This window comes from Luteimonas gilva (assembly GCF_005239095.1).
GTDB lineage: Bacteria > Pseudomonadota > Gammaproteobacteria > Xanthomonadales > Xanthomonadaceae > Luteimonas_C > Luteimonas_C gilva.
Map to the genome: position 1 here is coordinate 452,104 of NZ_SZUA01000001.1, position 16,793 is coordinate 468,896.

At 67.0% G+C, this 16,793-nt stretch carries 11 protein-coding genes; 2 read left to right on the forward strand and 9 right to left on the reverse strand.

Annotated elements, in window-relative coordinates; translation table 11 throughout:
* Nucleotides 1–74 precede the first annotated feature (74 nt).
* Nucleotides 75–3,188, forward strand: a complete 3,114-nt coding sequence (locus FCE95_RS02085; RefSeq protein ID WP_137265334.1) for a discoidin domain-containing protein — start codon at nucleotides 75–77, stop codon at nucleotides 3,186–3,188.
* A 119-nt stretch (nucleotides 3,189–3,307) separates the two neighbouring features.
* Here the strand turns inward: FCE95_RS02085 and eda are convergent, their stop codons facing one another.
* The 6 genes from eda to FCE95_RS02115 all read right to left on the reverse strand — a co-directional run bounded on the left by eda (nucleotide 3,308) and on the right by FCE95_RS02115 (nucleotide 10,591).
* Nucleotides 3,308–3,964 (reverse strand): bifunctional 4-hydroxy-2-oxoglutarate aldolase/2-dehydro-3-deoxy-phosphogluconate aldolase, encoded by a 657-nt coding sequence (eda, locus tag FCE95_RS02090; RefSeq protein ID WP_137265335.1) that lies wholly within the window; start codon nucleotides 3,962–3,964, stop codon nucleotides 3,308–3,310.
* Nucleotides 3,965–3,981: 17 nt separating this feature from the next.
* On the reverse strand, nucleotides 3,982–5,895 hold the full coding sequence (gene edd / locus FCE95_RS02095) for a phosphogluconate dehydratase (protein WP_137265336.1): 1,914 nt from the start codon (nucleotides 5,893–5,895) through the stop codon (nucleotides 3,982–3,984).
* A 105-nt stretch (nucleotides 5,896–6,000) separates the two neighbouring features.
* On the reverse strand, nucleotides 6,001–6,747 hold the full coding sequence (gene pgl, locus FCE95_RS02100; RefSeq protein ID WP_137265337.1) for a 6-phosphogluconolactonase: 747 nt from the start codon (nucleotides 6,745–6,747) through the stop codon (nucleotides 6,001–6,003).
* Nucleotides 6,747–7,769 (reverse strand): glucokinase, encoded by a 1,023-nt coding sequence (gene glk / locus FCE95_RS02105; RefSeq protein ID WP_137265338.1) that lies wholly within the window; start codon nucleotides 7,767–7,769, stop codon nucleotides 6,747–6,749. Before glk ends, pgl begins: the two co-directional genes overlap by 1 nt.
* A complete protein-coding gene (zwf, locus tag FCE95_RS02110; protein WP_137265339.1) occupies nucleotides 7,766–9,196 on the reverse strand; it encodes a glucose-6-phosphate dehydrogenase in 1,431 nt (476 codons plus the stop codon). Before zwf ends, glk begins: the two co-directional genes overlap by 4 nt.
* Nucleotides 9,197–9,217: 21 nt before the next feature.
* On the reverse strand, nucleotides 9,218–10,591 hold the full coding sequence (locus tag FCE95_RS02115; protein WP_137265340.1) for a GH1 family beta-glucosidase: 1,374 nt from the start codon (nucleotides 10,589–10,591) through the stop codon (nucleotides 9,218–9,220).
* Between the two features lie 165 nt (nucleotides 10,592–10,756).
* On the opposite strand from FCE95_RS02115, the gene FCE95_RS02120 reads away from it, so the two are divergent.
* Entirely contained in the window at nucleotides 10,757–11,839 is a 1,083-nt protein-coding gene (locus tag FCE95_RS02120; RefSeq protein WP_137265341.1) for an ABC transporter ATP-binding protein, read from the forward strand.
* Nucleotides 11,840–11,919: 80 nt separating this feature from the next.
* Here FCE95_RS02120 and FCE95_RS02125 read toward each other — a convergent pair whose 3' ends face one another.
* Genes FCE95_RS02125 through FCE95_RS02135 form a run of 3 tightly spaced genes read right to left on the reverse strand, consistent with a single transcriptional unit; the run spans nucleotide 11,920 to nucleotide 16,778 of the window.
* Nucleotides 11,920–13,977, reverse strand: a complete 2,058-nt coding sequence (locus FCE95_RS02125; protein ID WP_137265342.1) for a S9 family peptidase — start codon at nucleotides 13,975–13,977, stop codon at nucleotides 11,920–11,922.
* 24 nt (nucleotides 13,978–14,001) lie between these two features.
* On the reverse strand, nucleotides 14,002–15,822 hold the full coding sequence (locus tag FCE95_RS02130) for a hypothetical protein (protein WP_137265343.1): 1,821 nt from the start codon (nucleotides 15,820–15,822) through the stop codon (nucleotides 14,002–14,004).
* Nucleotides 15,823–15,860: 38 nt separating this feature from the next.
* Entirely contained in the window at nucleotides 15,861–16,778 is a 918-nt protein-coding gene (locus FCE95_RS02135; protein WP_137265344.1) for an ABC transporter ATP-binding protein, read from the reverse strand.
* Between the last annotated feature and the right edge of the window lie 15 nt (nucleotides 16,779–16,793).

A 16,793-nucleotide genomic window follows, 5' to 3' on the forward strand; every position in this document is an offset into this window, starting at 1 on the left:
GACGCGTCCAGTTGCGACGCTTGCAAGCCGTTTCCCCCTTTGAAAAAGGGGGGCCGGGGGGGATTTGCTTTTGCTTGGGGCTGCTCTCGGCATTCCCGACTCAAGCCCAGACCGGGCCGCGCTTGCTGGACGGCTTCGAAAATCCGAACGACTGGAAAGTCGTCGTCTCGAACCAAGTAGCCGGCAAACTCCGGCAAGTCCAAGGCGTCGACGGCAAGGCTTTATGCCTGGATTACGATTTCAACGGCGTTTCCGGCTACGCCGGCATCCAGCGCGTGCTGCCGATCGATTATCCGGGCAACTACCAATTCAAGTTCGACCTGCGCGGCGATTCGCCGAAGAACGACCTGCAGTTCAAGCTGATCGACGCCAGCGGCGACAACGTCTGGTGGGTGAACCGGACCAAATACGACTATCCGCGCGACTGGACCGAGGTCCGTTACAAAAAACGCCATATCGACAAGGCCTGGGGTCCGGATCCGGACCGTACGCTGCGCCGCAGCGCCAAGCTGGAATACACGATCTACAACAACGAAGGCGGCAAAGGTTCGGTCTGCTTCGACCGGCTGCGCTTCGAGCCGCTGCCGCTGGAAGACCGATCGCCGTTGAAAGCCTCGGCTACAGCAACGGTCGCCAACGGGGGCGCGGTGGCCAGCAGGGCGGCGGACGGCAGTCGCGATACCGCATGGATCGCCGATTTCGCTGCCGAACCGGCGCCGAGCTTGACGCTCGATCTGGGCAAGCCGCGCGAATTCGGCGGCTTGGTGCTGCGTTGGACGCCGCGCGAATACGCATCGGATTACCTGATCCAAACGTCCGACGACGGCAAAACATGGCGCGATGTCGGCACCGTCGTCGGCGGCGACGGCGGCGACGATTACCTCGCATTGCCGGAATCCGAAGCGCGCTATCTCAGGCTGTTGCCCGGCGACGGGCCGCAAGCCACTTTCGGCTTGGCCGAAGCGACGGTGCAGCCGCTGGAATTCGCAGCGATACCCAACGATTTCGTGCGCGCGGTGGCCAAGGATTCGCCGCGCGGCTGGTATCCGCGCGGATTCGTCGGCGAGCAACCGTATTGGACCATTCTCGGCATCGATGGCGGCGAACAGCAGGGCTTGATCGGCGAGGACGGCGCGGTCGAAGTCGCGCAGGGCGGGTTCAGCATCGAACCGTTCGTGATCGCCGACGGCGGATTGGTCGCCTGGGCCGACGTGCAGGCCACTCAGTCGCTGCAGGACGGCTATCTGCCGATCCCGAGCGTGGATTGGAAACATGCCTCGTTCGCGCTCAAAACCACCGCGTTCGCTCGCGGCGATCAAAAGAATTCGCAATTGGTGGCGCGCTACCGCTTGACCAACACCGGTAAGGAAGCCGGCGATTTCACGCTCGCGCTGGCGGTGCGGCCCTTGCAAGTCAACCCGCCGACGCAATTCTTGAACATCGTCGGCGGCGTCAGCGAGATTAGCGCACTGGAGATCGACGGCGGCACGGTTTCGGTGGATGGGCGGCGGCGCGTGTTCGCGCGGCAGGCGCCGGATGCGGCGTTCGCGACCGCCTTCGATTCCGGATCCGCGGTGGCCAAGCTGGCCCAAGGCGAGTGGCCGCAGTCCAAGCGTGTGGACGATCCGACCGGATTGGCTTCCGGCGCCTTGTTGTACCGCCTGCATCTGGCTCCTGGGCAGTGGCGCGAAGTCTCGCTGTTGATTCCGATGACCGGCGTTGCGCCGAAAGCGATCCCGGATGCGGAAAGCCTGCAGCAGGCCGTCGCCGCCGATTGGCGCGGCAAGCTGGACAGGGTGCATATCGACGTTCCGCCGCAGGGCCAGGCGCTCGCGGATACGCTGCGCACGGCGACCGCGCACATGCTCGTCTCGCGCATCGGCCCGCGCCTGCAACCGGGCACGCGCTCGTACGCGCGCAGCTGGATCCGCGACGGTGCGATGATTTCCGAAGGTCTGCTGCGCATGGGGCGCGAGGATGCGGTGAAGGATTACGTGGCCTGGTACGCGCCGTACCAATTCAAGGACGGCATGGTGCCTTGCTGCGTCGACCGGCGCGGCAGCGATCCGGTCCCCGAAAACGACAGCCACGGCGAATTGATCTTCAACATCGCCGAGTTGTACCGCTACGACGGCGATAAGGTTTTCCTGGCCAAGATGTGGCCGCACGTGCTGGCCGCGTTCGAATACATGGAAAAACTGCGCCTGAGCGAGCGTACCGAAGCCAACAAGGCCAAGAATGCGGCGTTCTACGGGATGATGCCGGTGTCGATCAGCCACGAAGGCTATTCGGCCAAGCCGGTGCATTCGTACTGGGACAATTTCTGGGCTTTGCGCGGCTACAAGGATGCGGTCGAAGTGGCGCAATGGCTGGGCAAGGACGCCGAAGCCAAGCGTTTCGCCGCTTCGCGCGACCAATTCCGCGAGGATCTGTACGCGTCGCTGCAGGCGACGGCCGCCCATCACAAGATCGAATACCTGGCCGGTTCGGCCGAGCTCGGCGATTTCGATGCGACATCGACTACGATCGCGCTCGCCCCAGGCGGCGAGCAGGGCAGGTTGCCCCAAACCCTGTTGGACAACACCTTCCAGCGCTATTGGCGCGAATTCGAGCAGCGCCGCGACGGCAAGCGGGAGTGGCGCGATTACACGCCTTACGAATGGCGCAACGTGGCGGCGTTCGTCCGCTTGGGCTGGCGCGAGCGGGTCTGGGGCGCGGTCGATTTCTTTTTCGCCGACCGCGAACCGACGGCCTGGAACCAATGGGCCGAAGTAGTCGCGCGCGAGCGGCGCAAGCCGTTCTTCGTCGGCGACTTGCCGCATGCGTGGGTAGCCTCGGATTTCGTGCGCTCGGCGCTGGACATGTTCGCCTACGTGCGCGAAGTCGACGACAGCGTCGTGCTGGCGGCGGGCATTCCCGCCGATTGGCTGGACGGCGAGGGCGTGGCGATCCGCGGTCTGCGCACGCCGTACGGGAAGCTGGGTTATTCGTTGCGACGCGAGGGGGCGATTTTGAAACTCGATGTCGCGGCCGGAATCAAAGTACCGGCAGGCGGATTGGTCTTGCCATGGCCGTATCGCGGCGCGCCCGGGAAAGCGACGATCGATGGCCGGCCGGCGCAATGGAAGGACGGCGAGTTGCGCATTCCTTCAGTTCCGGCGAGAGTCGAAATCCACACCACCCGTTAACCGCTCGTTGTTGCGGGATCCGCTTCAGGCGAGCTTTTAAGCCGTCATTCCCGCCTTCGCGAGAATGACGGCTCAAGATCAAGAGCTCGCGGCTGAAGCCGCTCCCGCAAAAAATGCGGTCACGCGGCCCGCGCTTTGACGACCGCAACCGCCCGCGCTGCGCTTTCGCTGATCTTGGCGTAATTGCCAGCCGCCAACCATTCCTTGGCCACCATCCACGAACCGCCGATGCACACCACGTTCGGTTGAGACAGATATTCGGCCGCATCCTTCTCGCCGATGCCGCCGGTCGGGCACAGCTTCAAGCCGGAGAGCGGGGCGGCCAAGCCCCTGATCATCGCCAAACCGCCGACGGCCGTTGCTGGAAATAATTTGCAGACGCGGAACCCGCGCGCCATCAGCGACAGCAATTCGGTCGGCGTCGCCGCGCCCGGCACCACCGGCAGCGGCGCTTTCGCCAGCGCATCGGCCAAGGCGGCCGGCGTGCCTGGGGTGACCAGGAAATCCGCGCCGGCATCCATCGAACCGCGGATCTGCGCCTCGGTCAGCACTGTGCCTGCGCCGATCACGATTTCGGGCAGCGATTTCTTCAAGGCCGCCAATGCCTCCAAAGCGACCGGGGTGCGCAAAGTCAGTTCGATAGAGCGCAAACCGCCGGCAAGCAGCGCGTCGGCGAGGCGGCGCGCTTGGTCGATGCTATCGACGGTGACGATCGGCAGGATGCCCGCGTCGCGCAACAGCCGTTCGGCTTGGTTCTGGTGTTCGGCGATGCTCATGTCGTGTTCGTCTCGTATCAGTAATCGCGTTCGCCGTGCGGTGCCAGCGCCGCCTGGCGGCCTCCGCCCAGTTCGTATTCGGAATCGTATTCCCAGGCGCCGCCTTCGTGCGAAGGCGGGCCGCAAGAGATCGACAGCGCGCCTTGATCGGCAGGACCGACCAAGCGCCGGTTCAGCGCGAACAGGTTGCGGCCCAAATCGTGCGCGGCCGGGGTCGTATTCGGCTCGATGTCGCGCGCGGCCCATTCTTTGGGATCGACCAGCACTTCCAGCGTGCCGGCTTCACCGTTCAGCCGGATCATGTCGCCTTCGCGGACCTTGGCGATCGGCCCGCCGCGCGCGGCTTCGGGGGTGACGTGGATCGCGGCCGGAATCTTGCCCGAAGCGCCGGACAGGCGTCCGTCGGTGACCAAGGCGACGCGCCGGCCCTGGTTCTGCAGCATGCCCAGCAGCGGCGTCAGCGAATGCATTTCCGGCATGCCGTTGGCGCGCGGGCCGTTGTAGCGGACCACGGCGACGAAATCGCGCGGCAGCACGCCGGCGGCGTGCAGCTTGTTCAAGGCTTGCGGCGCATCGACCACCACGGCCGGCGCTTCGATGGTGCGGTATTCGGGCTTCACCGCCGACACTTTCATCAGCGAGCGCCCCAAGTTGCCGCGCATCAGGCGCAGTCCGCCTTGCGCTTCGAACGGATCCGACGCCGGGCGCAGCACCTGCGCATCGCCGCTTTCGGCCGCGCCTTCGAGATAGGCGAGGCGGCCGTCGATCAAGCGCGGCTCCTTGGTGTATTCGGCCATGCCGCCGGCGACCAAGGTCGGCAGTTCGTGCATCAATCCGGCGCCGAGCAATTCGCGGAACACGTACTGGGTTCCGCCCGCGGCGGCGAAGCGGTTCACGTCGGCCTCGCCGTTCGGATACACGCGGGCCAGCAGCGGAACGATTTGCGAGAGCGCGTCGATGTCGTCCCAGGTCAAGACGATGCCGGCCGCGCGCGCGACCGCGACCCAATGGATGGTGTGGTTGGTCGAACCGCCCGTGGCCACCAGCGCGACCACCGCGTTGACGATGGCGCGTTCGTCGATCAAGCGGCCGAGCGGGCGATAGTCGTCGCCCAACGCGGTGATCGCCAGTGCGCGCAGAACCGCTTCGCAGGTCAGCGCATCGCGCAACGGCGTGCCGGGGTTGACGAAGGAACTACCGGGCAGCTGCACGCCCATCGCTTCGAGCAGCACTTGGTTGGAATTGGCGGTGCCGTAGAACGTGCAGGTGCCGGGCGCATGGTAGGAATCGGCTTCGGCCTGCAGCAATTCTTCGCGCGTCGCCTGGCCCGCGGCGTAGCGCTCGCGCACTTCGGCTTTCTGCTTGTTCGGGATGCCCGGCGTCATCGGCCCGCCCGGCACGAACACCGCCGGCAGATGGCCGAAAGCCAGCGCGCCGATCAGCAGGCCCGGCACGATCTTGTCGCAGATCCCCAGGTACAGCGCCGCGTCGAACATGTCGTGGGTCAGGGCGACCGCGGTGCTCTGCGCGATCACGTCGCGCGAGAACAGCGACAAGTCCATACCGGGCCGGCCCTGGGTCACGCCGTCGCACATCGCCGGCACCGCGCCGGCCACTTGCGCGGTGGCGCCGGCTTCGCGCGCGATTTTGCGGATCAGCTCGGGATAGGTTTCGTAAGGCTGGTGCGCCGACAGCATGTCGTTGTAGGCGGTGACGATGCCCAAATTCGGCGTCGTTTCGCCGCGCAGGCGGCTTTTGTCGGCCGTATCGCTGGCCGCGAACGCATGCGCCAGGTTGCCGCAGCTCAGCCGCTTGCGTTGCGGGCCGGCGGCGACGATCGCTTCGATGCCTTGCAGATAGGCCTCGCGCGAGAGGCGGCTGCGTTCGCGGATGCGTTCGGTGACTTCGTGGAGGATGGGATGCAGGGTCATGGCGTAAGGCGGGCCTTGGCCCACCGGCTTCGATCGCCGGCGGAATGTTCGGTAGATGTGCTTGCGTGGGTCATGGCGAGCGTTTGCGGTGGGCCAAGGCCCACCCTACGGACACCAGTGGATTTGGAGCGTGGCGCCGGGCGTGGTGAAGGCTATCCGCACCGGCATGACGCTGGCGTCGTCGCTGTCGAGCGCGCGATCCAACAAGCGCCGCTTGGCGTCGCCGCGGACCAGCAGCAAGCGTTCGCGCGCTTTCGACAAACCGAGCGGCGTCAGGCTGATCCGCAACGGCCACGGGCCTGCGCCCGGACAGCCGCTGGCGTCGAAAGAGACGTAATCGGACTTGCTCGACAGCGCGCGCGGCAAATCGCGGGCCCCGGGGAATAGCGAAGCCGTGTGGCCGTCTTCGCCCATGCCCAATACGGCCGCCGTGGTCGCCTGGCGCGCGTGCGCGTTGGCGCTGGCGACGGCTTCGTCGAGCGTGCGGCCGAGCCGGGTCATCGGTTCGAAATGCGCGGCTTTGGCGTGGTTCTGCAGCAGGTTCTCGCGCACCAGGCGCGCGTTGCTGTCCGGGTCGTCCGGTTGCAGCCAACGCTCGTCGACCAGAGCCACGTCGATGTTGTCCCAATCGAGCGGCGCTTTCGACAGGGCACGGTAGACCGGCGCCGGCGTCGTGCCTCCGGAGAGCAGCAGGCGCGCGTGGCCGCGTTCGGCGAGATCGCGGCGCAGGCTGGCCGCCAGCATGACCGCGCAGCTCCAAGCCCAAGCGTCCGCGTCCGGATAGGCGTTGAACTTCACCCGGCCCGGCGAGGGCGGATCGTATTCGATCGGCGGCGGCGCGGAAGTGGGCATCAGGCGTCCGACGGTGGCGCCGCGCGATGCTGCAAGGCCAGCGCGGCGGCGCCGAGCAATCCCGGTTGCGGATGCACGACGGCGAGCGTCGGCACGGCGGCCATGTTGGACGAAAAACGCCCTTTGTGCTCGAAGCGCTGGCGGAAACCGGAGTGCTGCAAAGCGGGCAACATCCTCGGCACCAGTCCGCCGGTGAGATAGACGCCGTCCCAGGCGCCCGTGGTCAGCACCAGATCGCCCGCGATGGCGCCGAACACCGCGCAGAACACGTCGACGCTGCGCATGCTGATCGGATCGCCCTGCGCGGCGCGTTCGGTGATGTCCTTGGGCTTCATCGGGCCGGGATCGACGCCGGCGATCTCGCTGAGCGCGCGGTGGATGTTGACCAAGCCGGGCCCGCAGATGAGCCGTTCGTTCGAAACGCGTCCGAACTGCGCCGACAAGCGTTGCAGGATTTCGATTTCCTCCGGCGTGCCGGGCGGAAAGCTGACGTGGCCGCCTTCGGTCTCGATCGGATAGGCGCGGCCGTCGCGCACCATCAGCGCGCCGACGCCCAGGCCGGTGCCCGGACCGATCACGGCGTAATTGCGGTCGACGCGCGGATCGAAAGCCGCGGCGCGGGCGCCGCCGATGGCCACCAGCGCGTCGCCGCGCAGCAGCACGATCGCCATCGCCTGCGCGGCGAAATCGTTGATGAGTTGGAGATCGTCGAAGCCGAGCGCGGATTGCACCCGGCGCTTGGAAATCACCCAAGGGTGGTTGGTGATGCGCGCCTCGTCGCCGTCCACGCGGCCGGCGACCGCGAATACGCCGCGGCGGATGCCGCCGTCGTCGAGCGGCGTCGGCGCGATGGTGTCCAGATAATGCTGGGCGGCATCGCCGAGCGAAGGGAAATCGGCGACGGCGAATTCGCGCACGCTTTCGGCCAGCAGCGGATCCGCCGCATCGATGTCGGCCAGCGCGAAGCGCGCGTTGGTGCCGCCGATGTCGGCCAACAGCACGCGTTCGCCGGCGCCGCTCATGAGGCTTTTTTCTTGTGGCCGTTGCCGAACAGCGTGGCGGGCAAGAAGTCCACGGCCGCCGGCGGGCCCCAGGAGCCGGCCGGGTAGGGCTGCACCGGCGTTTGCGCTTGGCGCCAGGCGTCGCTGATGCTGTCGATCCAGTGCCAGGCGGCTTCCACTTCGTCGTCGCGGACGAACAAGGTTTGGTCGCCTTTCAGCGCATCGATCAGCAGGCGTTCGTAGGCGATGCGGCGTATGGGCGCGGGCGACATCGACAGATCCAGCGACATCGGCTGCAGTTCGGTCGCGCCCCATTCCGGCGCGGCCAGGCTGCCCATCAGGCCCAATTCGATGGTTTCTTCCGGCTGCAAGCGCATGCGCAGGCGATTGGAGCGCGCGCGCTCCTTGCTCGGCCGCTCGAACACCCAGTGCGAGACCGGTTTGAAGGAGACGACGACTTCGGTGGCGCGCGAAGGCATGCGCTTGCCGGTGACGATCCGGAACGGCACGCCGGACCAGCGCCAGTTGTCGATGTGGGCGCGCAGGGCGACGAAGGTTTCCACTTCGCTGTCGTGCTTGAAGCCGCGCACCGCTTCGCCGTCGACCACGCCCGCCTCGTAGCGGCCGCGCACGCTGTGCTTGCCGACGTCGGCGGGGGTCATGGGCCGCAGCGAACGCAGCACTTTGCGCTTCTCGTCGCGGATGCTGTCGGCGTCCAGCGCCGAGGGCGGCTCCATCGCGATCAGCGCCAGCAGCTGCAGCATGTGGTTCTGGACCATGTCGCGCAGCGCGCCGTAGTTGGCGTAATAGCCTTCGCGGCCGTCGACGCCGGCGGTTTCGGCGACCAGGATGTCGACCGATTCGATCCAGCGGTTGTGCCACACCGCTTCCATCAACGTATTGCCGAAGCGCAGCGCCAGCAGGTTCTGCACCGGCGCCTTGCCCAGGTAATGGTCGATGCGGAAGATCCGCGATTCGTCCAGCGCCGCCTTGAGCGTGGCGTTGATCTCGCGCGCCGAGGCCAGGTCGTGGCCGATCGGCTTTTCCAGGACCAGCCGGGATTCGCCTTCCAGCAAACCGGCGGCCTTCAAGCCGCGGGTGGCGGGCGCGAACAGATCGGGCGGCGTGGACAGATAGCTGACGCTGGGCCGGTCCGCGTATTGCGACAGCGTCGCGGCCATCGCCTCGGCGTCGTTGAGATCGAGCGCGTGGTAATGCGTGCGGCGGAGCAGGTCTTCCAGGGCCGTATCGTCGCGCGAATCGCCGTTGGCCAGGCGTTCGCGCAGCCAGGCCTGGAAGCCGCCGTCGTCGTAGTCGCTACGGCCGACGGCGACCACGCGGAAATCCGGCGGCAGCAGCCGGTCGCGCAGCAGGTGTTGCAGGGAAGGGAAGAGGTAGCGCTGCGAGAGGTCGCCGGTGGCGCCGAACAGCAACAGGGTGTCGTGCATGGCGCGGTCTAGCGGACTCCGTCAGTAGGGGAGAGGGTCGGCCAACGCGCCGCCATTGCTGGCGATCACCTTGCTGTAGAAGCGCGCGCTGTCTTTCGGCGTCCTTTCCTGCGTGCCGTAGTTCACGTGCACGATGCCGAAGCGCTTGGAGTATCCCAGCGACCACTCCAGGTTGTCCAGCAGCGACCACACCATATAGCCGCGGATGTCGCAACCGGCGTCGATGGCGTCGCGGATCGCCGACAAATGCTTCCGGAGGTAATCGATCCGGAGCGGATCGCGCACCCGGCCGCCTTCGGCTACCGGCGGGTCGAAGAACGCGGCGCCGTTCTCGGTGATGTAGGTCGGAATGTTGCCGTAGCGGCCCTTGGCCCAGACCAGAAGATCGGTCAGGCCTTGCGGGAAGACTTCCCAGCCGGTTTCGGTGTAAGTCCCGAGCGGTTGCTTGACCGGCCCGGCGCGCAACGGGTAACTGTCGTTCGCCTGGGTGACGTTGCGCGTGTAGTAATTGATGCCGATGAAGTCCAGCTTTTGTCTGATCAGGTCAAAATCGGCGGCCGGCCAGTCAGGCCAAGCCTCGCCGAAGATCTCTTTCATTTCGTCCGGGTAACGGCCGAGGATCGCCGGATCCAAATACTGGCGATTCATATAGGCGTCGGCGCGGCGCACCGCGGCCTGGTCTTCGGGCGAATCCGATGCGGCGTACTTCGGCTCGATGTTCACCACCAGGCCGATCTCATGCTTGCCCTCGGCGCGATAGGCCTGCACCGCGGCGCCGTGCGCGCGCATCAGATTGTGCGAGGCGATCGGCGCTTCGAAGCGGCTGCGGTGGCCCGGCGCCAGCGCGCCGTGCAGATAGCCGCCGTCGGTGATCACCCAAGGCTCGTTGAGCGTGACCCACTTCTTCACCCGGCCGTCGAGCGCGCGGTACAGCGTGCGGCCATAGTCGGCGAACCACTCGGCGCAGTCGCGATTGAGCCAGCCGCCGCGGTCGTCCAGCGCCGCCGGCAAATCCCAGTGGTAGAGCGTGAGCAGTGGCTCGATGCCGTTCTTCAACAGCTCATCGACCAGGCGCGAGTAGAAGTCGAGGCCTTTCTGATTCACCCGGCCGGTGCCCTCGGGCAGGATCCGCGACCAGGACACGCTGAAGCGGTAGGCCTGCATGCCCAGTTCCTTCATCAGCGCCACGTCTTCCTTCCAACGGTGGTAGTGGTCGCAAGCCACGTCGCCCGTGTCGCCGTTCAAGGTCATGCCCGGCGTGTGGGCGAAGCGGGTCCAGATGCTGGGGCCGGCGCCGTCGGCCAGCGGATAGCCTTCGATCTGGTGGGCGGCGGTGGCCGACCCCCACAAGAAGCCTTCGGGGAATTGTTTGGCGGCGGCAAGCGGTTGGCTCATCGCGTAGTCCTTGGCGGTGGGCAAGGGGCTCGGGGAGCCCGTGAAAACGATTACATGGCAGAATACCGCATGCGTCGGGCCAGTGTAATGGTGCGACCGCACAGAATCAGCGCGGGCCGGGCCCGCGTGCTCTAAGGTCCGTCCTTACCGGCATCCGGAGTTCCGATGGCCAAAGTCCAGCTAGACCAGGTGCGCAAGGTGTATCCGAACGGCTTCGTCGCCGTGGCCGGGGCCAGTTTCGAGGTCGCCGACGGCGAGCTGCTGGTGCTGGTCGGGCCTTCGGGCTGCGGCAAGTCCACGCTGCTGCGGATGATCGCGGGCCTGGAATCGATCAGCTCCGGCACGCTGAAGATCGGCGAGCGGGTGGTGAACGAGGTCGCGCCGAAGGATCGCGACATCGCGATGGTGTTCCAGAGCTACGCCTTGTACCCGCATATGACGGTGGCCGAGAACCTGGCGTTCGGGTTGAAGTTGCGCGGACACGACAAGTCCGCGATCGCAACGCGCGTCGCTGAAGCGGCGAAGACCTTGGAATTGGATGCGCTGCTCGACCGCAAGCCTGCGGCTTTGTCGGGCGGCCAACGCCAACGCGTCGCTCTGGGCCGGGCGCTGGTGCGGCAACCGCAGGCTTTCCTGTTGGACGAGCCGCTATCGAATCTGGACGCTAAACTGCGCATGTCGATGCGGGTCGAGATCGCGCGCCTGCACCGGCAGTTGGGCGCGACCATGGTGTACGTGACCCACGACCAGATCGAAGCGATGACGCTGGGCCAGCGCATCGTGGTGCTCGACAAGGGCGAAATCCAGCAGATCGACACGCCGATGGCTTTGTACGAGAAGCCGGCGAACCTGTTCGTCGCTACGTTCCTCGGCAGTCCGGCGATGAACGTGTTGCAAGGCCGTTTGTCGGCCGAGGACGGCTTGGCGGTGCAGTTGGAGGACGGCTCGCGCGTGCCGCTGGACGGCGCAAAACCGCCGCAGGCCTGGATCGGGCGCGATATCGCGGTCGGGGTGCGGCCGGAACACCTGCGCCCGGCGCAGCATGGCGAGGCCGGCGCGTTCGAAGCCGAAGTCGAAGTGGTCGAACCAGTCGGCAGCGAGGTCTTCGTCAACCTACGCCTGGGCCGGCAGCCGCTGATCGCGCGTTTCGAGCCCAACGTGTTGCCCGAGCGGGGCAAGCCCATGTCGATCGCCGTGGCCGGCGAGCGGCTGCATTTCTTCGACGCCGAAAGCGGCGCCGCGTTGTAAGGCCGGCTTGCCGGATAAAGGCTTGGCCGCGTCCGGGCGCCGTTGTCCGTCGTCGAGCCTTCGCACCATCCGCCCCCGGGCTACCGCGGCTTTTGCGCGTACCTCGCGAATTCAGGGCCGGCCACGCGCAGGTTCTGGCGCAGATACGCACGCAGGCGCTGGCCCGGCGGCTCCGGTGCCGCACCACCGAGGTGTCGCTGCAACATGGTTTCCATTGCGAAGAGATAAGCCTCGCGCGGGACCGGATCGACCGGCGAATGCCCGCCGTTCGGTTCGACCAGCAAAGTCATCGGACGCTTCGCGGCCTGCAGCGTCGCGGCGTAGTTGACGACTTCGCGGATCGCCACCGTGCGATCGGCGCCGCCCGCGATGACCAGCAAGGGACGGCGCATCTTCGCCGCGTTCGCCAGCGGCGATTGCGCATGCAGGCGCGCATAAGTCGCGGCGTCGGTGGAATCCAGCGACAACGCCGCCAGGGTGTGCTTGAGCGAACGGTCGGGCAGGTCGCCCTGGTCGCCGGCTTGGAGTAGCCAGCGCATCGACCAGCCAAGGTCCGCCGGCGGCGAGCCGGCGACGCCGACCTTGAACAGTTCGGGCTGGAACGTCAGGCCCAACAATGTCGAATAACCGCCGAAGGAATGGCCGACGATGCCGACGCGCTGCGCGTCGCCGATACCCTGGGCCAGCAGCCAGCGCACGCCTTCGACGATGTCCTGTTGCACGCGGCCGTTGCCGTAGTCGCCGTTCGACGCGAAGGTGTAGTCCCGCCCATGCCCGGTGGAGCCGCGGAAATTCGACTGGAACACCACGTAGCCGCGATTGGCGAGGAACTGGGCGGCGCCGTCGTAGCCGGCGCGGAAGTGGTTGATGGGGCCGCCATGCACCTGCGCGACCAGCGGCGCATGCGCGGCATCCACGCCCGGCGGCAGCAGCAGGAAGCCATGCACGCGCTTGCCGTCGGAGGCGGTGTAGGCGATGGCGAGCTTGCGCGCCAGTGCGGCTTCCTTCGGCGCATTCGCGGTGATGCCGGGATCGTCGAGGATGCGGCGCAGGTTTCCATTGCGCGGGTCGTACAGGTACCAGCGCGGGTCGCGCAATGTCGGCGCACGCTCGCTCACCAGCCAGCGCGCGGAGGGGCCGCCGCCGGCCTGCAGGCCGATGTCGCGGTCGGGGAACTTGCGCGCGATGTCCGCCACCACGGCCTGCGCATCACCGATCCCGTAAGTCGCGGCGACGGTACTACGGTAACTCGCCGCCAACGGCTGTTGCGTGCGCGGATCGACCGCGACCTCGTCGAGGTCGGCTTCGCCGCGCGGGTCCTGGTGCAGGGTCTGCAGCTTGCCGTCCGCATCCAGGCGCATCACGCGGCGGAAATTTCCGCCAGGATTTCCCGTCATCAGCAGGCTGCCATCGGCCTGCACCGCCAGCAGATCCAGCCTATCCATCGGCCGCAGGCGCAGCACTTCGCGCAGCGTCCCGTCGGGGCGCACGCGATACAGCGCGTCGTGGTCGCCTTCGAAACGCGCCAGCGCGACGATGCGGCCCTGTGCGTCCAGGGCGACATCGTGGATCCAGTGCGCGTCTTCGCGCAGCAAGGTACGCTGGCCGCGTGCGTCCATGCGCACCACACGCCAACGCTCATCCTTGCCGGCGCGAACGCGTTCGCCCAGCAGCACGGCGGCCGGTTGCGACGGATCGAGCTTCATCACCCGGCGCCGTTCGGTGCCGCCCAGCGGCACGCGCACACCGGTGCGGCCATCGACGCCGACGATGCTCAGCACGCGCGACGCGCGCAGGAACAGCCAGCGGCCATCGCGCGACCACATCAGCTGGTCGGCCTGGGTGCTGCCCACCAGCATGCGTGCATTGCCGCCATCCGCCGGCAGCAGCCACAAGCCGCGCGAGTCCTTCTTTTCGCGCAAGTAGGCCACCGCGTCGCTGGCGGGCGAAAGCTGCGCGGCCACCAGCGTGCGGTTTTCGAGAAAGGCCGTGCGCGGCAGGCGCGGGGCACGGGGCAGCGCGCGTTGCGCACCTTCAGCAGTGCGGAGGCTTTCGGCTGCCTGCGCCGGCAAGGCGCGCGGTGCGAGCAGGAGGGCGCACAGCGCCAACGTGCCGCACAGGGTCCGGAACATCGTCATCGTCGATCCTCTCTCCGTTCCGGCTCAGGCGGCGGCCGGCAGTGCTTGCGGCACGGTTTCCGCCAGCATCTCGCGACGCGGATACAGCAGCCACAGGCTGGCCAGCGCCGGCAGTCCGACGATTCCGCACAGCACGACCCAGGTCCAGCGGCCGCGCGGCGAATGCGCTTGCCGACCGGTCAGCCACACCGCGCCAAGCAGCGCCAGCAGGCAGCAGGCGCCGGCCAGCCACAGCACTTGCGACGGCACGGGTTCGGGCTTGGCACGCAGCGGATCCTTCGCCGCGAACAGGTCTTGCGCGCCCAGGCAGATCGCGCGCAGCACCGGCGACAGCCAGGTGTTGCGGTTGGTGTAGACGGACGGCAGATCGATCGACAGGGCGCGGCGCGCGACTTCCCGCGCATGGCCCTTGCCGTCCACGCGCAGCACCTGCTGGAACGGATGCTGGAGTTCGCCGCTCCACACGCCCCAGGTGTAGGTGTAAGACACCAGGTAACCGTCCAGCAGTTCGATCACGTCGATCCGACTGAGGTTGCCGACCGGGCCGGGCATCGCCACCCGCATCAGCGGCTGCAGCAGGTCGAGTCCGTTCGTCGCCTCGCGGCCGGGATAGAAATAAGCGGCGCGGTCGCTGAGCACCACGATGTTGTCGCCGGCCGGCTCGGGCGGACTGGCCATCACTTCGCCCGCTGGCAGGCGGAAGCGTTCGAACATCCGCTGCTGCTCGCTGTCGTACTGGTAGGCCGCATGCGCGTTGTACAGGTAGGTCGCGCCGTATGGCATGGTCGGCGCCGGAAATGCGGCCTGCTCCTCGCCCACGCCCATTTCGCCGATCCGGCGCTGGTCGCGCAGGCCGCGGGTGACGAAACGCTCGCGGTCGTGGCTGAACACCATCCACAGGTTGTTCTCGTCGTCGCCCAGTTCCAGCGGCGACAGATTGGTCATGCTGTTGCGCACCGGCAGGTTGCGCAGCGGGTAAGTCGTGTATACGTCGGACAGGGCGATCTGCTCGCGCCACAGCGCGGCCTCAGGGTCGCGGCTGCCTTCGATGCCGAGCAGCAGCATGCCCTTGCCTTCGACGCGGTCGGCTTCGATGTACCCGCCCTTCGGCGGCGTGGGCGCGTTGAGCGGGTGCGTGCCGGTGACTGTCCACGCCAGCTCGACGCCGAAGCCCAGCATCCAGAGCAGGAAATACGCACCCATCTGCACCGGCAGCGCGACCGCCAGCAACGCCGCGGGATTGCGCGGCGGCACGGCCGGATCCGGCTTGAACGCGATCGCCAGCAGCACCGAGAGGAAGGCGATGACTGCGCATTGCACGCCCAGCATCGCGACGCCCGAGGCCTGCGCGTACAAGAACAGGTTCGGCAACAGGAAGGCCGCGAACGAATAGCGGCGGTTGCCGACCATCGCGTAGGCGCCGGCCAGGTAGCCCGACACCGCGATCAGCCATGCCGCCAGCGGCAACATCCAGTGGCGCAGGTCGACCACGCGCGCGGTCATGGTTTCCTGGTACATCGCCACCAGCGCAATCGGCAAGGCCGTTGCAAGCAGCAGCAACAACGCGCCCGCACCGGTCAACGCGCCGGCGATGCGCAGGCGGTGCAGCGGGCTATGCAGCAGGTTGAGCCACTGGTTCGGCTTGCGGTAGGTGCCCATCTGGTACAGGCCCAGCAAAATGCCGGCCACGGCATACACCGCGGCGAACACCTGGTAGACGAGCAGCGGCTGCTGCGCCATGTCCACCATGCGGCTGAGGAAACCGAGCACGGCGAGATTGATGAGGCCGGCGGCCAGTGCCCACCAGCGGAAGCGCAGCAGCTCGCCCTTGAACAGATCGATCATGTTGGTGTCCTCATGCCGTTATCCGGCGTGTAGCGCGCTCAGGCGGCAGCCGGCGCGGCGTGGTTCTTGGCAAGGAAAGCGTTGACGGCGCGGTCCAGGCTGACCGGCATCGATTGCACGTTGCGCGCGCCGCAATCGCGCAGGAAGCGTTCGAAATCCTCGTCCTGATCCAGCACCAGGTAGTGGTGCAGGCCGTCGAGCCGCTGCACTTCCAGCAGGCCCGGCACTTGTGCAGGTTCGGGTCCCTTGAAGGGGATGTCGGCGATCCAGTGGCTGACCCGCGCGCAGAAATCGTCCGGCGCGGACATGTTCTTCAATTGGCCGTGCTCGAGGATGATCAGGTTGTCGGCCACGCGTTCGATCTCTTCCATCTGGTGCGAGCAATAGATCACCGTGCAATCGTCGGTGGCGTTGCTGTACATCAGCGATTCCAGGAAGGCGCGCTTGGCGACCACGTCCAGGCCCAGCGTCGGTTCGTCCAGCACCAGCAGTTCCGGACCTTGCGCCAGTGCGAGCGCGAGGTTGAAACCGGCGCGTTCGCCGCGCGAAAGCTGGCCGACTTTTTGTTCCGGCAGCACGTGGTAGTGGCCGAGCACGCCTTCGAACGCGGCTTCGTTCCAGCGCGGGTATTGGCGCCGATGCATCTCTTTCACCGCCGACACGCGCATCCAGCCGGGCAGGGTATGTTCTTCGTTGACGAAGCCGATGCGGGCGCGATCGTGCGGCGTCAGCCGTTGGCTGTCGCGGCCGAGGATGCGCGCTTCGCCGGAGGTCTGCGGCAGGAAGCCGAGCAGGATCCGGAACAAGGTGGATTTGCCGGCGCCGTTGGCGCCGACGATGGCGTGGATGCGGCCGCGCGGGATGCGCAGGTCGAGGCGATCGAGCGCCAGCTTGCGCCCGTAGCGCTTGCTCAGCGCGGCGGTCTCGATCACGTATTCGGAATGGATGGCGGACATGGAAGGTCTCGGATC

Excerpts from the sequence above, each read along its gene's own strand:
- eda (WP_137265335.1), bottom strand. The coding sequence starts at position 3,964 with ATGAGCATCGCCGAACACCAGAACCAAGCCGAACGGCTGTTGCGCGAC.
- edd (WP_137265336.1), bottom strand. The coding sequence starts at position 5,895 with ATGACCCTGCATCCCATCCTCCACGAAGTCACCGAACGCATCCGCGAA.
- pgl (WP_137265337.1), bottom strand. The coding sequence starts at position 6,747 with ATGCCCACTTCCGCGCCGCCGCCGATCGAATACGATCCGCCCTCGCCG.
- glk (WP_137265338.1), bottom strand. The coding sequence starts at position 7,769 with ATGAGCGGCGCCGGCGAACGCGTGCTGTTGGCCGACATCGGCGGCACC.
- zwf (WP_137265339.1), bottom strand. The coding sequence starts at position 9,196 with ATGCACGACACCCTGTTGCTGTTCGGCGCCACCGGCGACCTCTCGCAG.
- FCE95_RS02115 (WP_137265340.1), bottom strand. The coding sequence starts at position 10,591 with ATGAGCCAACCGCTTGCCGCCGCCAAACAATTCCCCGAAGGCTTCTTG.
- FCE95_RS02120 (WP_137265341.1), top strand. The coding sequence starts at position 10,757 with ATGGCCAAAGTCCAGCTAGACCAGGTGCGCAAGGTGTATCCGAACGGC.
- FCE95_RS02125 (WP_137265342.1), bottom strand. The coding sequence starts at position 13,977 with ATGACGATGTTCCGGACCCTGTGCGGCACGTTGGCGCTGTGCGCCCTC.
- FCE95_RS02130 (WP_137265343.1), bottom strand. The coding sequence starts at position 15,822 with ATGATCGATCTGTTCAAGGGCGAGCTGCTGCGCTTCCGCTGGTGGGCA.
- FCE95_RS02135 (WP_137265344.1), bottom strand. The coding sequence starts at position 16,778 with ATGTCCGCCATCCATTCCGAATACGTGATCGAGACCGCCGCGCTGAGC.